This is a genomic window from Eubacterium limosum, assembly GCF_000807675.2.
Classification (GTDB): Bacteria; Bacillota; Clostridia; order Eubacteriales; family Eubacteriaceae; genus Eubacterium; species Eubacterium limosum.
Genome location: NZ_CP019962.1, coordinates 693,838 through 709,634, shown reverse-complemented (window position 1 = coordinate 709,634; position 15,797 = coordinate 693,838). Strand labels below are relative to the sequence as shown.

14 protein-coding genes are annotated in these 15,797 nt (G+C 49.6%); 7 read left to right on the top strand and 7 right to left on the bottom strand.

Features of this window, described 5'->3' with window-relative positions; genetic code table 11:
• The 7 genes from B2M23_RS03260 (at window position 1) to B2M23_RS03230 (ending at window position 6,491) form a co-directional block, all read left to right on the top strand.
• Window positions 1-1,398 (top strand): FAD-dependent oxidoreductase, encoded by a 1,398-nt coding sequence (locus B2M23_RS03260; RefSeq protein WP_052237376.1) that lies wholly within the window; start codon window positions 1-3, stop codon window positions 1,396-1,398.
• Window positions 1,388-2,431 carry a FecCD family ABC transporter permease gene (locus tag B2M23_RS03255; RefSeq protein ID WP_038353325.1) on the top strand — a complete coding sequence of 348 codons (1,044 nt, stop codon included), beginning with the start codon at window positions 1,388-1,390 and terminating at the stop codon, window positions 2,429-2,431. The genes B2M23_RS03260 and B2M23_RS03255 overlap by 11 nt, the downstream gene beginning before the upstream one ends.
• Window positions 2,428-3,222, top strand: a complete 795-nt coding sequence (locus B2M23_RS03250; RefSeq protein WP_038353489.1) for an ABC transporter ATP-binding protein — start codon at window positions 2,428-2,430, stop codon at window positions 3,220-3,222. The genes B2M23_RS03255 and B2M23_RS03250 overlap by 4 nt, the downstream gene beginning before the upstream one ends.
• 12 nt (window positions 3,223-3,234) lie before the next feature.
• Window positions 3,235-4,338, top strand: coding sequence for an ABC transporter substrate-binding protein (locus B2M23_RS03245; protein WP_038353324.1), 1,104 nt, complete (start codon window positions 3,235-3,237; stop codon window positions 4,336-4,338).
• 11 nt (window positions 4,339-4,349) lie between these two features.
• Window positions 4,350-5,243: a hypothetical protein gene (locus tag B2M23_RS03240; protein ID WP_052237375.1), complete on the top strand. Its 894-nt coding sequence runs from the start codon at window positions 4,350-4,352 to the stop codon at window positions 5,241-5,243.
• 96 nt (window positions 5,244-5,339) lie between these two features.
• Window positions 5,340-5,906: a chromate transporter gene (locus B2M23_RS03235; protein ID WP_038353323.1), complete on the top strand. Its 567-nt coding sequence runs from the start codon at window positions 5,340-5,342 to the stop codon at window positions 5,904-5,906.
• A gap of 9 nt (window positions 5,907-5,915) precedes the next feature.
• A complete protein-coding gene (locus B2M23_RS03230; protein WP_038353322.1) occupies window positions 5,916-6,491 on the top strand; it encodes a chromate transporter in 576 nt (191 codons plus the stop codon).
• Here the strand turns inward: B2M23_RS03230 and B2M23_RS03225 are convergent.
• From B2M23_RS03225 to gyrB, 7 genes are all read right to left on the bottom strand, one after another.
• Window positions 6,481-7,125, bottom strand: a complete 645-nt coding sequence (locus tag B2M23_RS03225) for a DUF1638 domain-containing protein (protein WP_038353321.1) — start codon at window positions 7,123-7,125, stop codon at window positions 6,481-6,483. The genes B2M23_RS03230 and B2M23_RS03225 overlap by 11 nt on opposite strands.
• A 124-nt stretch (window positions 7,126-7,249) precedes the next feature.
• The gene (locus B2M23_RS03220) at window positions 7,250-9,448 is read right to left on the bottom strand and encodes a putative bifunctional diguanylate cyclase/phosphodiesterase (RefSeq protein WP_052237374.1); all 2,199 of its coding nucleotides are present in this window, start codon (window positions 9,446-9,448) and stop codon (window positions 7,250-7,252) included.
• Between the two features lie 171 nt (window positions 9,449-9,619).
• Complete coding sequence (locus B2M23_RS03215) at window positions 9,620-9,904, bottom strand: PTS sugar transporter subunit IIB (protein WP_038353320.1); 285 nt, start codon at window positions 9,902-9,904, stop codon at window positions 9,620-9,622.
• Window positions 9,901-10,560: a ribulose-phosphate 3-epimerase gene (rpe, locus tag B2M23_RS03210; RefSeq protein WP_038353319.1), complete on the bottom strand. Its 660-nt coding sequence runs from the start codon at window positions 10,558-10,560 to the stop codon at window positions 9,901-9,903. The genes B2M23_RS03215 and rpe overlap by 4 nt, the downstream gene beginning before the upstream one ends.
• Window positions 10,561-10,611: 51 nt before the next feature.
• Window positions 10,612-11,067, bottom strand: coding sequence for a PTS sugar transporter subunit IIA (locus B2M23_RS03205; RefSeq protein ID WP_038353318.1), 456 nt, complete (start codon window positions 11,065-11,067; stop codon window positions 10,612-10,614).
• Window positions 11,068-11,070: 3 nt separating this feature from the next.
• Window positions 11,071-13,575, bottom strand: coding sequence for a DNA gyrase subunit A (gene gyrA, locus B2M23_RS03200; protein WP_038353317.1), 2,505 nt, complete (start codon window positions 13,573-13,575; stop codon window positions 11,071-11,073).
• Between the two features lie 169 nt (window positions 13,576-13,744).
• Window positions 13,745-15,667 carry a DNA topoisomerase (ATP-hydrolyzing) subunit B gene (gene gyrB / locus B2M23_RS03195; RefSeq protein ID WP_038353316.1) on the bottom strand — a complete coding sequence of 641 codons (1,923 nt, stop codon included), beginning with the start codon at window positions 15,665-15,667 and terminating at the stop codon, window positions 13,745-13,747.
• Between the last annotated feature and the right edge of the window lie 130 nt (window positions 15,668-15,797).

The following is a 15,797-nucleotide window of genomic DNA, read 5'->3' as shown; positions in this document are numbered from 1 at the left end:
ATGCATTATGACTGCGCAATCATTGGCGGCGGCGCTGCCGGTATGGCCGCCGCTCTTTCCGCATCCCAAAGGGGCGTGGAAAAAATCGTACTTTTGGAGCGTGACCCTGCTGTCGGCGGTATTCTGCGCCAGTGCGTTCACGATGGTTTTGGCACGCTCTATCTGAAAAAATCGCTCACCGGTCCAGAATATGCCGCTCACTTTAAAAACCAGTTAAAAAACACGCCGGTCACAGTGAAAACAAGCGCGTCGGTTTTAGAGCTCTCCGGAAAATACGGGGCTTTCAGTGTCAAGTATCTCAGCAAAGCGGATGGGCCTGCCCGTCTGACCGCGGACACGGTTATTCTGGCCATGGGCTGCCGCGAGAGAACCCTTGGGCAGCTGCGTATCCCCGGAAGCCGTCCTACCGGCATATATACTGCCGGTACAGCCCAGTATATGATGAATATCCAGAACCTGCTTCCGGGAAAAAACGCGGTGATCCTCGGCTCTGGTGATATTGGTCTCATTATGGCCAGGCGGCTGACACTGGAGGGCGCCAGAGTCAGCCTGGTGCTTGGAGAAAGAGCCACAGGGCTGGCCCGCAACCATCTGCAATGTATCCGGGACTTTAACCTTCCCATCCGCTTTGGCTTTACGGTCGTTTCTGTTCATGGTTATAAACGCCTGAAGGGCGTGAGTATTGCCCCGGTTCTGTCAGACGGACAGCCCGAGCTTTCCAAAAAAATCTATATTCCCTGCGATACCCTGCTGGTGGCTGCCGGGCTGATCCCCGAAACGGATATAATAGATCCGGATTTTGTCCGCCTTGACAGAAACGGCGGCATTAACGTCTATAGCAACGGGCAAACCAGTGTGCCGGGACTTTTTGCCTGCGGCAATGTGACCGGCGTCCACGATCTTGTGGACAAAGTAAGTATGGCTGGAAAACAGGCCGGCGAGTCTGCTGCATCCTTCCTCGCCGGAAAGCCAGCCGCATCGGGTGAAAAGCTTCCAGACGCCTACCTTGAAAAGGAACCGACCTGTGAAGTCCTGAACAGCCTGAAGGAAAATGAACGCCTCTGTGTTCTGTGCCCAAAAGGCTGTATCCTGAGCTTCGACACTGCCTGCGACCCACCGGAAATTACCGGATACAGGTGCAGGCGCGGCCTACATTATGGCCGGGAGGAGTGGACGGCCCCCAGGCGGATGCTCACCACCACGGTCAAAACCACCGCTGGCGGGATGGTTCCAGTCAAAAGCAGCGTCCCCCTTCTTCAAAGATCACTTCTGAAAGCGATGAAAAAAATACAGAAAATCACACTGACATCGTCTGTTGCGCCAGGCACCATTATCTGCGAAAATATCCTGAACAGCGGAGCAGACATTATCACAACAGGAGAAGCACATGAAAACTGAGACGGCATTACAGGATCATCGGCATTTTATAAAAAAAGTCATCTTTATTCTTCTGCTCTTGGTGATTCCTCTGGCTTTTATTTTTACCGCGCTGTTTATCGGCCGTTACAGCGTGTCGGTTTCTGAGGTTTTCAGAAGCCTTGCCAGCCCCTTTGCCGGCGGGGCTGGCATCTCACCACAAACATTGACCGTTGTACTGCAGTTGAGACTGCCGAGGGCCATCGCCGCTGCCTTTGTGGGCGCGGGACTATCCGCCAGCGGTACTGCTTTTCAGGGGGTTTTCCGCAATCCACTCGTCGACTCAGGCTTTCTGGGTGTTAATTCCGGCGCCGGCTTCGGAGCAGGTCTTGCCATTCTTCTCTTTGGCACAAGCCTTGCCACCTACGGCTTTGCCTTTGCTTTCGGCGTTTTAGCCGTTATTTTCAGCTACATGATCGCTAAAATCTATAAAGCGGTTCCCACCATTATGCTCATTCTCGGCGGCACGATTGTCTCCTCGGTTTTCAGCGCTCTGCTGACCCTGCTTAAATCCATTGCCGATGTCAACAGCGAGCTTCCCGCCATTGTTTATTGGCTCATGGGAAGTGTGGCCTCCGTCAGCTATAAGGATTTCTGGGCTGTTCTGGTCATTCTGGCGGGAATTGTCGGGTTGGCCTTTTTCAGCTGGCAAATCAACGTGATCTCCATGGGGGAAAAGGAAGCCCGCACCATGGGCGTCAATGTCGTATTCAGCAAGCGCATGATCATTGCCTGCGCGACGCTGGCAACAGCTGGCGCAGTGTGCATTTCCGGTATTATCGGCTGGGTCGGGCTCATTATCCCGCATATTGGCCGGATGCTCATCGGCAATGATACCCGTAAGCTTCTGCCAGTTTCCATGAGTCTGGGCGCTGTGTTCATGGTCACCATTGACACCATCAGCCGGAGTGTCACCACCTCCGAAATTCCTCTGGGCGTTCTGACAGCGCTTGTGGGCGCGCCCTTTTTTGTCTTTCTGCTTAAGAAAACAAAAGGCGGGGGGTGGCAGATGTGAGTGTGTTAAAAATTACAGACGCTGCTTTTGCCTACGGCGAGCAGCTTATTTTTCAAGATATTACACTTGAAACCCGACCCGGTGAAATCTTCTGCCTGATGGGACGAAACGGCTGTGGAAAAAGTACTCTTCTGGACTGCATCCTGGGCATTCAGCCTCTCAAAAAAGGCGCGATTAAAATTTCTGATAAAAGTGTCGATGCCTACAAGCCCGCCGAGCTGGCAAAGAAGATGGCTTACCTGCCCCAGAGCCACGAGCATTCCTTCCCTTACAAGGTGCTCCAGGTCGTGCTCATGGGAAGAACCGCCTATATGAGCCGCTTTGGCGCTCCCACTCAGGAGGATAAAGTCATTGTCAAAAACCTCCTTGACAAAATCGGCATCACTCACCTTTCCGACAGGCCGTATACCCAGCTCAGCGGCGGAGAGCTTCAGATGGTCATGCTTGCCCGTTCCCTGGCCCAGGAAGCCCCGCTCATTCTCATGGATGAGCCCACCGCCCACCTGGACTACTACAATGAGCTTTTATTTTTAGAAACCATCGCCTCACTGGTTAAGGATGGCAGGCAGACCATTTTCATGGCAACCCACTCGCCCAACCAGGCCTTTTACCTCGAAAACCGCGGAATCCCTGTCCGTGTAGGTCTGATGTGCGACGGAAAACTTGTTGAAACAGGGCCGCCTGCCAAAACCCTGACATCTGCAAATCTGGGGCAAGTTTATCATATCGAAGCACGAATTCTGGATTCCGGAGATACAAAGCAGGTAATGCCTGTAGGTACTTTAAAATAAAGGAGTTGAAAAATGAAAAAGATTAAAGGATATGTCAGCATTACGCTGGCTCTGCTGTTTATCACAATGCTTTTGAGCGGGTGTTCCCAGTCTGGCAGCACCGCCTCAGATAACACTCCGACACACACCATTACCGACAGCGCTGGCCGCCAGGTAGAAATTCCGACCGAAATAAAGAAGGCCGCGGTTCTCGACGCTTTTATGACAGAGGCCATTGTCATGAGTCAGGGCGGTGAGCAGGTTGTCAGCTGTCCTGCCGGTACGAAGCGCAATGTACTGCTCAAAGAAATTTATCCTGAAATTGAAAATGCCGTCACAGTCACCAGCAGCGGGGTCATTAACGCTGAAGCGTTGATGGAACTCAAGCCGGATGTGGTTTTAATCAAGCGGGAAATCTACCAGAGCGAGGCTGAGGCGCAAAAGCTGGATAAGCTGGGAATTCCCTATGTGGTGGTGAGCTATGACAATATGGCTGAACAGATAGAAGCCCTGCGGCTGATCGCTTCAGTCATGGGGGGAAGGGTTGCGCAAAACATGGAGACTCTCTGTCAGGAATATGAGAAAGTCATCACTCTGTGTGAAGATCGGAGCGCCAGAATTCCTGAGAGTGAACGGGTAAAAGTATATCATTCCATCACAGAGGCTGTGCGGACAGATGGTGAAAACTCTCTCGGAAGTGACTGGATAAAGACCGTGGGCTGTACCGATGTATCTGTCGGCTCAGAGCTCAAATCTGAGGGGGATGACTATTATGCCAGCATTGAGCAGATTTTTGTATGGGACCCGGATGTGGTGATCTGTAACGACGCCAGCACAGCGGAATATTTCAAGACCAATGAAAAATTTCAGGGTCTTCGGGCAGTACGTGAAAACCAGGTCTATAATATCCCCATTGGCTTTACCCGCTGGGGTCATCAGGGAAGCTGTGAAACCTTCTTTGGCATGCTCTGGCTTGGGACCACTGTTTATCCGGAAGTTTACGGCGACATCGACCTCCGCGCAGAGGTGACAGATTTTTACCAGAATGTTGCCGGTATCCAGGTAGACGACGCCCTCTGGGATAAAATACTCTCCGGAAAAGATATTCGCCAGGGCGGCAAAAATTCAGGAAAATAAGGAGCTTAAAAATGATTAGATATTCCCTCTGTGTCGATGACACCGATGACCTGACTAAAAAAACCAGTACAGGAAAAATAGCCGAGCATATCAAAAAAGAGGCCGAATCCCTCGGCAGTGTCATTGATTACGGCATCACACGGCACCAGCTGCTTCTGGACGATGCAATTGTCTACACCTCCCACAACAGCTCCATGTGCTTTTCGGGCAGCATCTCCGAAGATCAGCTCAGCAGGCTCTGGGAGAAAGCAGCAGACATTATCATGGCAGAAAAAGCTGAAACAGCTGACCCAGGCCTCTGTCTCTGCCGTCTGGATCAGCTGAAATTTCCGGAAAAACTGCTGGCCTTTGGAAAAAAGGCACAGCGCAGCGTCATCAAAAAGGAGGAAGCCTATGATCTCGCTCGCAGCGTCGGTGGTACGCGCCTTGAGGAATTTGGCGGCACAGGTATCGGCGTCATCGGCGCCCTGGCCGGCGCAGGGCTGAGGCTGAGCGGAAACGATGGCAGTATCCGGGGGAAATCCGGCATTGGCACATGCCAGACCACCCTGAGTGCCGCTGAAATGAAGAACCGCCTTGGCGTATCGCACATCATCGAGCGCTCAGGCGCTGTGCTTCCGCCGGACACCCCGGTTTACATTGAAGACTATGCCAAAATCGTTCTGCTCGACCACCGGCTGGTGGCTGTGGCGAAAAGAAACGAAGCGGATGGCTTTGAGCTCTGTAAAAAATCCGATCTCTATACCGGGGATAAAAAAACAGGCGCCTGGGAACTGGGCTGCTCTTTTTTCAAGCGCGACAATGATGAGGAAGAGTGTCTGGACGATCTGGATAAAACCTGCTGTAACTGTCTTTACCGGCGATGGACAAGGGAAGGCTATCGGTGCAGCATCGAAAAAAGATAGGCTTTTGCCTATCTTTTTAATTATATAATACTATTTGCCAAACGCATTCCACTAAAGTACAATAGAATCATCAAATCTCACACAAAGGATTTTTATATGGATGCCAAGAAACTTTTTAAATTGTTTATCTCAACCTTCAGCCTGAGCATGTTTACTTTTGGCGGAGGCTATGTTATTGTGCCGCTCATGCGCAAAAAATTCGTCAAAGAGCTGGGGTGGATCGAGGAACAGGAAATGCTGGATCTCACAGCCATCGCCCAGTCTTCTCCCGGTGCCATGGCCGTTAATGCCTCTATTCTGGTCGGCTACCGAGTCGCAGGTGTTACCGGCGCTTTTGTGGCCATTATCGGGACCGTACTGCCTCCGCTGATTATCTTGTCCATCATCTCACTGTTTTACACAGCCTTCCGCGACAACCTCTACGTGGGATTTCTGCTTAAAGCCATGCAGGCCGGGGTATCCGCTGTCATTGTGGATGTCGTCATCGACATGGGCGGAGATGTTTTCAAAGCCCGCAAGGCGCTTCCGGTCATCATGATGTTTGTGGTTTTTATCCTCAGCGCTTTTGTGAAAATGAACGTGATTATCCTTATTCTGATCTGCGGCCTGATTGGCGCTCTTGTGACCTTTACGGCCAAGCGCACCGGAAAAAATCTTTTATAGGAGGCGGCCATGACTTATCTTCAGTTATTCATCAGCTTTTTCCAGATTGGGCTCTTCAGCATCGGCGGGGGATACGCGGCGCTGCCGCTCATTCAGGAGCAGGTTGTTAACCTCCACGGCTGGATGGACATGACCCAGTTCATTGACATCATCACCATTTCCCAGATGACGCCAGGCCCCATCGCCATCAATGCCGCTACTTTTGTGGGTATCAAAATAGCCGGGATCGGCGGCGCTGTCGTCGCCACTGTTGGCTGCGTCACACCTTCCTGTATCATCGTATTGATCCTGGCCGCGGTATACTACCGCTTCCGCAATTTAAACACCATCAAAGGCGTGCTCTCAGGCCTCCGTCCCGCTGTGGTGGCCCTCATCGCCTCGGCCGGCCTCTCCATTGTCATCGTGGCCTTTTTTAAAAACGGCCTGGTGCAGTTTGCAGCAGACAATATTGATTTTGTGGCGGTGGTCCTTTTTGCCGTCAGCCTTTTTATCCTCCGGAAATTCAAGCTCAATCCCATCTACGTCATGCTGGGGTGCGGGGTCATTGGCATGGGGATATACGCGGCGCTTAATTTTATGGCCTGAACATTTCCTCGCGGATGGTCTCGCCCGGCTGGATCACGATAAACCGCTCATCGGTGCTGCCGCCCAGCATCTCGATGACCAGCTCCACGTCACCTTCGGTTTCCTTAAGCTCAAGGTTCAGCTTTTCTGCGATACCGGCGCATTTTTCACGAACACTCTGATCCTCCACACCAGTTTTGACAAACATGAGATACTTGTAATTTTTATACATAGCTTTTATAACGCGTAAAGCCCGTTTTTCGCCGTATTTTTCCTTCATGCGGTCATATTCATATCCAAGGCCTTCTTCGCCCCATAGCCAGCCCTGTGATACGAAATAAGAGGTCCGACGCATTTCAGTGGTGTTGGGGTTATGGCAGAGCAGGACATCAATACAGTCCTCCACCTTTGGCAGCACCACCGAGCAGTTTTTGGCCTGTATGCCGGTCAGAGCCTGGCCGCAGTGCCCGTAGAGCAGGTAAATCCTGTCTGCATCTGTCTCCGCATCAATGGCGGACTGTACCTTTTCGTGAAGGGTTTCCGGCACATTGTGCAGCTGATCCTCCAGCCAGTTAAATTTAAAATCCGGCCGATTTCCAAGCGCAGCTTCAATTTCCTTTCGAAGCACGCTGCATCCGATAACCACCTTTTTCATTTTTCTCCTCCTTTGCGCTGCCTTTTTAGCAGCTTCCCTTAATGTCATTATAAAAATCTGCGAAAGCCCTGTCAATCCTGCAAAAAAAGAATACAAAAAAAGGCTGATTTTCCAGCCCTTTCTTTCAGTTCTTGCTTTTCAGTAACATTTCCTTAAACACAGTTTCCGAAACCGGCCTGGAATAATAGTAGCCCTGGACAAATTGAATGCCGTTCTTTCTCAGAAAATCAACCTGCTCCTGGGTCTCCGCGCCCTCGCAGATGATCTTCAGGTTCAGCACCTGTGCAATATTGACAATACCGGTGATGAACATGGCATTGCGGTGCTCGCTTAAATCCCGATTGATAAAGCTCCGGTCTATTTTGATCACGTCGACGGGCAGCTCCTGGAGAACGCCCATGGACGAGTATCCTGTTCCAAAATCATCCAGCGCGACACTGAAGCCCATTTCCCGGAGCCTTCTGGTCTGGATAATGGTTTCATCCCAGTTTTCCATGAGCGTTGTCTCGGTAATCTCGATTTCTAAGAAGGAGGACGGTACTAATAACAGATCTGCGATACGCTTAACCTCGTCGGCAAAACCAGGATTTGCAAAGTGGCGGCTGGAAAAATTGACCGCCACAGGCACAGCAGGTTCATTGTTTTTAAGCTGCGCGGCAAGTGTCCGGCAGACCTTTTTGAAAATATAGAAATCCAGCTGAACCACAAAGCCATTGGACTCAAAAACCGGTATAAAATGAACAGGGGAGAGTATCCCCTTGGTTGGGTGGTTCCATCGCACCAGTGCCTCCGCTCCCATGATCTCCCCAGTTTCGACATTATATTTCGGTTGAAAGTACGCTTCAAATTCTCGCTTGGCAAGGGCGCCGTACATCTCATCCTCAACCTGCTGCTCGTGCTCCTGGGTATACTGCATGGCCTGAAGATCGCTGTCGTTGGCATAATAGAACTTAAAATGTCCTTTGCCCTGCTGTTTAGCCCGGCTGCAGGCCAGATCGGAGCGGTGCAGCACCTCGCGGAGCGGAAGCGCATCTGTCTGGCTGTCCCAGAGTATAACGCCCACACTGGCAGATACTGGAAAATCCTTCCGGGATTTCCGACCGCTCTCAGGTTTTATCTCTGAAACGGCCTTTATAATCTGCGCTGCGGCTATCTGCGCTTCAGTCTGTGTTTTAACAGCAGGAAGCAGCATGGCAAATTCCTCACCGCCGACGCGCGCGGCCTTTCCGCTGTTTTTCTCGGCAATGATCCTCAGCCTTTCACCAACCTCTGTCAGCACCTGGTCGCCGACAAGATAATCATACCGGTCATTAAGCCCCTTAAATTCATCCATATCCATGAAGAACAAAGCCATTCTGCCGCCGCATGCCTCGATGGTCTCTTTGATATAGAGATCAAAAGCTTCTCGGTTATAAAGGCCTGTCAGGCTGTCCTTCCGACTTTTTTCCAGCAGCGCGGCATTTTGATTTTTTAAGTCTTCTACCATGGTGTTAAAGCTCTCAGCAAACTGCTGAAGCTCCTGAGATCCACCGGGGACTAAAGGCTCTGCACCGTTTTTGCCAGAATTTTTCAGACTTTTATAATAGCGGTATAGGGGAGAGGTTACAAAAAACATCAGAAACAGGGACAATAACAGCAGCAGTAAAAGCAGAAAAAAATTATAAACCAGCATATGGTTCAGCGAACGTTCTGTCTCACTGTTCGAGAGAGTGTTCTCACTGGTTTTCCGGTTGTGCAGCTGGCTTCTGAAACGCGTCATATTGTCTGTGATTTCTTTTTTCTGGTTTTCATAGGTATTATTAAAAATGCTTCTGATAGCCAGCTGTTCCTTTTCCTCTGAAGTGCTGCCCTCCTCACCGTTTTTATAGATATAAGCGGCCACCTCGGATGGCATCTCATTTTCTGGAATTCCAACAGCGTCAGCCTTTAAACGCATGGCAAGGGTTTCGGTTTTCATGAGCCTGTTGGAAGCGTCCATAGCGTTACTCAAAAGCGTCTGTTCCTCTGTGCTGATGCCTAAAGCATTGAGGCTGGCGACAGCGTCCTCGCGATGACGAAATACATCAGCCTCCTGCCAATACTGATTCATATAAATCGGATCTCCTGTTGCCACGAAATGACGCGTAGCCGTGGTGAGATCGTCTGAAGCATTTGAAAATTCCAGAATTTTATCCTCACACTGGTTGTGGTTTTCCAACCGGTCGGCCTGTTCATGAATTTTCAGGTCAACATTTTGTGTATTGATAAAAGACAGAACTGCCGCGATAATCGCCAGAGCGCAAAAAATAAAGGTGGTCAGCCTCAGACTGATTTTTAACTTCATCTCGCTTGTCCCTTAACTTTCTTTTAAATAAATTCTGTTTCTAATAAAACAGTTAAAGTGTATCATTAAATTTTCTGAAACACAAGCCGCATTTGATGATGTTTCCTGACAACAAAAAAGCGGCCGAAGCCGCTTGTAAATGAAACCATATTCGAAAAAATCGTCTGTCTGTTATCCTTTCAGAATTTCCAGCAGTTCGCCGGTTGTCTTCTGAAGATTAATGCCCGTTAAAAAGGAACGGCCATTCATGACCGGAATGTCAATGTCGCCATCGAGCTGGCAGGTACATACAATAATGTCCGGCTTAATCTCAGCGGCTTTTTGAGCCACCTCTGAAGCCTTTGCCTGGACAGTTTTCAATTCAATACCATTTTCCGACGCTATTTTTTCAATTTTTTTGGCTACTACGGTAGAAGTCGCCACAGCGGCGCCGCAGGCCACTAAAACAGTTTTCATTTCTTTACACCATCCATTATTTCTCTGAAACGGCTGATATTTTCTTTCATATTGCCGTTAAACAGGCAGGAGCCAGATACAATGACATTGGCGCCAGCTTCGACAACAGTGCTCAGGGTTTCAAAATTCACGCCGCCGTCGATCTCCAGATCAACATCACGGTCGCCGATCATAGCGCGGATTCCCTTTAAACGTTCTGTGGTTTCGGGAATATACTTCTGCCCGCCAAAGCCCGGGTAAACGCCCATGACCAGAATCATGGAAATATCGTCAATGAAAGGAGCCAGCACATCAATGGGTGTATCCGGGGAAATGACCAGGCTTGCCTTGCAGCCGGATTTTTTAATCAGGTCAATACATTCCCGTGTATCGTCCTCGACTTCAACATGCACTGTGATGATATCCGCTCCAGCGTCGGCAAAACGTTCGATATATTTCAGCGGTTCACTGATCATCAGATGGACATCAAAGGGAAGATCGATGGTTTTACGGAGGCATTTTACCTGATCTGGCCCGATGGTAATGTTTGGAACAAAATGGCCGTCCATCACGTCCACATGAAGCCAGTCCGCACCGCCGGCTTCCACGGATTTTAAATCACGATCCAGATTGGCAAAATCCGCGCTCAGCATTGATGGGGAAATTTTGTAATTCATAATGAGTACCTCTCTCTTATTAATGATCATCTTTACTTATCGGCTGAGAAGCTAACCCAGCCCGTCGATATCTTTTACTAAATTATATATCCACTCAGGGTTTTTTGCACCTGCTATTTTTTGTAAAACCATTTCATCTTGTATCATCAGGACAATTTTCTGCAGGGTTTCGATCTGCTTTTCACCGTCTTTTATGGCTAAAAGAAAGACGATAGAGACCTCAATACGCTCCTCGGGCACGCCCATACCGTGAAAAACCACAGGATTTTTTAAAGTGACGAGCGATACGGCCTCCTCCAGCACATTGTCTGGCTCGGCGTGGGGAATGGCGACGCCGACGGGCGTCGGCAGCCCTGTCGGGAAAATTTTCTCCCGCTCACAGGCAGCGGTAATGTAGCCTTCATCAATTTTATTGTCACGTAAAAGGGGAGAGGCGGCGGCCTCTATCGCTTGAAAGCAGTCCGCCGCCTCTACATTAATCTGAATGTATTTTTGATCAATCAGCATTTTTTATTTTTCATCCAGAATGGAAACCTGGCCATCCTCAATATCCTCTTCCGGGTCTTCTTTATAAACCTTGGAAATGGTCGCGATCTGTTCGCCTGCCTGAAGCTTCATCAGGCGGACGCCCTGGGTATTACGGCCGACAGTGGAGATGTCATTGCCCTCCAGCTTAATGACCACACCCTGGTTATTGATCATCATGATCTCGCCGTCCCGGCTGATGACGCAGAAGCCGACCAGCTCGCCGGTTTTCTTGGTAACCTTATAGGTCTGAACGCCCTTGCCGCCGCGTTTCTGCGAACGGTACTGGTCACCGGAGGTCAGCTTGCCATAGCCATTGTCTGATACGCAGAGTACAAACAAGTCATCCGATACAATGTCCATGCCCACAACCACGTCGTCATCACGCAGCTCGATACCGCGGACACCGATGGAGGTACGCTTCAGCGGACGCACTTCCTTTGAAGTAAAACGGATGGCATATCCCTTCTGTGTCCCCATGACAATATCCTCGTTTTCTTCCACCAGGCGGACGTTGATGAGCTCATCGCCCTCGCGCAGGTTAATGCCGATGATGCCGTTCTTTCTGGAAGAATCGTACTCCGTGAGGTCGGTTTTCTTAATGATCCCCTGTTTGGTCGCCATGATCAGGCATTTATCCGCTGTAAATTCTTTAACCGGAATCATGGTCGTGATCTTTTCATCCGGATCAAGCTGAAGAATGTTGACAATGGCTGTCCCTCTTGCCGTACGGCCGCCTTCGGGCACTTCAAAGGCCTTCAGTCGGTACACCTTGCCCTTGTTGCTGAAGAACAGCAGAAAGTGGTGGGTGGTGGTGGTGAAGAGGTGTTCCACAAAGTCGTTCTCACGGGTAGAGAGCGCAGTGATCCCCTTTCCGCCGCGCTTCTGTGAGCGGTAAGTGTCTGCCGAAATCCGTTTGACATAGCCAATGTGGGTCATGGTAATGACCACTTCCTCCTCTTCGATGAGGTCTTCCACATCAAAATCTTCCACGTCGATGTCAAAAGATGTTCTTCTTTCATCGCCGAATTTTTCCTTGATTTCTGTCAGCTCATCCTTGATAATGTTTAACACAAGCTGTTCGTCTGCCAGAATCGCTTTGTACTCAGCGATCATTTTCTGCAGCTCAGCGTATTCTTCCTCGATCTTTTCGCGTTCCAGACCAGTCAGACGCTGGAGACGCATATCCAGAATAGCCTGTGCCTGGATTTCGGTCAGGGCAAAGCGTTCCATGAGCTGGATTTTGGCTTCCTTGCCGTCCTTAGCCGCACGGATCAGCGCGATGACTTCATCGATGTTGTCAAGGGCGATGCGCAGACCTTCCAGGATATGCGCCCTGGCTTCTGCCTTTTTCAAATCAAAGATGGTTCTTCTGGTAATGATTTCCTTCTGGTGCTCTACGTAATAGTGAAGCACCTGCTTCAGATTCAGAACCTTGGGCTCAAGCTTTTTCTTGTCGTACTCATTGCCCACCAGCGCCAGCATGATGACTCCGAAGGTATCCTGGAGCTGTGTATGCTTGTAAAGCTGATTCAGGATAATAGTCTCATTGGCGTCGCGCTTGAGCTCAATCACAATGCGGATACCTTTTTTAAGGTCTGTTTCATCGCGGAGGTCCGCAATGCCCTCTACGCGCTTTTCCTTGACCAATTCGGCGATTTTTTCCACCAGCTTGGACTTATTGACCATGTAAGGGATCTCGGTGACAACGATCTGTTTACGGCCTTTTTTGGTGGTCTCCATCTCAACCTTTGAACGGATCTTAATACGTCCGCGTCCAGTACGGTAAGCTTCCTTAATACCGGATTTTCCCAGCAGGATACCAGCCGTTGGAAAGTCCGGACCTTTGATATGAACCATAAGCTCATCGATGGTGATGTCAGGATTGTCAATATAAGCGATGGTGCCGTCAACAACCTCGCCTAAATTGTGAGGCGGAATGTTGGTGGCCATCCCGACCGCGATCCCGGCAGAGCCGTTGACCAGCAGATGGGGGACACGGGCTGGAAGGACTTCCGGTTCCATTTCAGATTCATCGAAGTTCGGAATAAAGTCAACCGTATCCTTATTGATGTCACGCAGCATTTCCAGCGCGATTTTGGACATCTTGGCTTCTGTGTAACGCATGGCGGCAGCGCCGTCACCGTCGATGGAGCCAAAGTTACCCTGTCCGAAGATGGTCATATAACGGGTTGAAAACTCCTGGGCCATACGCACCATGGCGTCATAGACCGCGGTATCGCCGTGTGGGTGATATTTCCCCAAAACTTCCCCGACGATACGGGCAGATTTACGGGTCGGCTTGTCGGGTGTCATCCCGAGCTCGCTCATGGCGTACAGGATTCGTCTGTGAACAGGCTTTAAGCCGTCGCGCACATCCGGCAGGGCACGCCCGATGATAACGCTCATGGCGTAATCCACATAGCAGGACTTCATCTCTTCTTCAATATTTACTTCTTTTATTCGGTCATATTCTATAATTTCATCCATATTTTAAGTTTAACTCCCAATTTTAAATGATCGTATTTTGCATAAAAAATCTTATATCATCCTTTGGATGATTTTTTATACAAAATGCGTTAGCCTCATTGCCGAACACACGGGAGCGGCCGCTCCCTCTGCGTGTTCTGCCAAATTTTTTCAAAATTTGGATTCGGCGTCATATATCCAGATTCTTAACCTTAGCCGCGTTGCGTTCAATAAATTCTTTTCTCGGCTGTACCTTGTCCCCCATGAGGATCGTAAATACCTCATCAGCATAGGCGGCGTCCTCAATGTTGACGCGGTTCAGGATACGGACAGAGGGGTCCATGGTGGTTTCCCACAGCTGATGGGCGTCCATTTCCCCAAGACCTTTGTAACGCTGGATGGTGTACTTGCTGCGGTCTTTATCCTCGAACATTTTGTCAAGGGCCTTTTCATTGTAGACATACTCGACGTGCTGTCCCCTGGCTACCTTAAAAAGCGGCGGCTGGGCAATATACACATAGCCTTCCTCAATCAGACCGCGCATATAGCGGTAGAAGAAGGTTAAAAGCAGCGTACGGATGTGGGCGCCATCGACGTCGGCATCTGTCATGATAATGATCTTGTGGTAGCGGGCTTTTTCAACATTAAAGTCCTCGCCGACCCCTGTGCCAAAGGCAGTGATCATGGATTTCAGCGTATCCGCTGTCAGGATACGGTCAAGACGGGATTTCTCAACATTCAGGATCTTACCGCGAAGCGGCAGGATCGCCTGGATTCTGGAGTCACGGCCAGATTTGGCCGAGCCGCCAGCGGAGTCCCCTTCCACGATAAAGATCTCCGACATGGACGGGTCCTTTTCACGGCAGTCCGCCAGCTTACCTGGCAGCGCGGTGGTATCCAGCGCACTTTTACGTCTGGTGAGCTCACGGGCTTTTTTGGCTGCCTCACGGGCCCTGGAAGCGCTCAGTGTTTTTTCAATAACGGTTTTGGCAATGGTCGGGTTTTCTTCTAAGAAAGCTGAAAGCTCATCGCCGACAATGGTTTCCACAATCCCCTTGACCTCAGGATTCCCAAGCTTTGTTTTGGTCTGTCCCTCAAACTGCGGGTCCAGCAACTTAATACTGATAATGGCCGTCAGGCCTTCACGCACATCCTCACCGGTCAGGTTTTTGTCATTTCCCTTGATGTAATTATTTTTTCTGGCATAGGTGTTGATGGTACGGGTCAGAGCACTCTTAAACCCGTTTAAATGGCTTCCGCCTTCGGGTGTGTAAATATTGTTGGCATAGGAGTAGATATTTTCTGAATAGCCCGCTGTGTACTGGAAAGCAATCTCCAGGCTGTAATCATCCATTTCTTTTTCATAATATGCGATCTGTTCATAAAGAGGATCCTTGTTCTTGTTCATGTATTCAATGTAAGAACGGATACCGCCTTCATAGCAGTAAGATTCCTTGCGTTTTTCGGATTCTCGCTCATCGACCAGTGTAATGGAAACGCCTTTATTTAAAAATGCCAGCTCTCTGAGGCGGTGCTCCAGAACATCAAAGTCATACACCAGTTCGTCAAAAATATCCGGATCGGGCTGGAAATGGACCGTGGTACCGGTACGGTTTGTATTGCCGGTCACTTCAAGCTCAGAGGTCTTTTTACCCTTGGCAAAGGTCTGGTGGTAAATCTTTTTATTCTGCTTGACTTCAACGGTCAGTTCAGAGGAGAGGGCGTTGACAACGGAAACCCCAACGCCATGAAGGCCGCCGGATACCTTGTATCCTCCACCGCCAAATTTACCGCCTGCGTGCAGAACCGTCAGCGCCAGCTCAACACCGGTTTTTTTCATTTTGTGGTTCATATCGGTCGGAATACCACGGCCGTCATCCACAACGGTGATACCATTATTTTTATCAATGGTGACCACAATATTCTTACAGTAACCCGCCAGCGCCTCATCAATGGAGTTATCCACGACTTCATAGACAAGATGGTGGAGCCCCTGCTTGCCGGTGCTCCCGATATACATCCCAGGTCTCTTCTGGACAGCCTCAAGGCCCTCCAGCACCTGTATCTGGTCGGCAGTATAATCATTTTTCTCATTTTTTAAATTGTCTGACATAAAAACCTCCGTATTTCAATAAAATGGAAAATGGAAGATTGAAAATGGAAAATTATAGAACAAAATGCTAAAGCACTTTGAATTTTAATCAAAACCGCCAAGCGGTTTTGCCCATTAATTTTCCACTTTT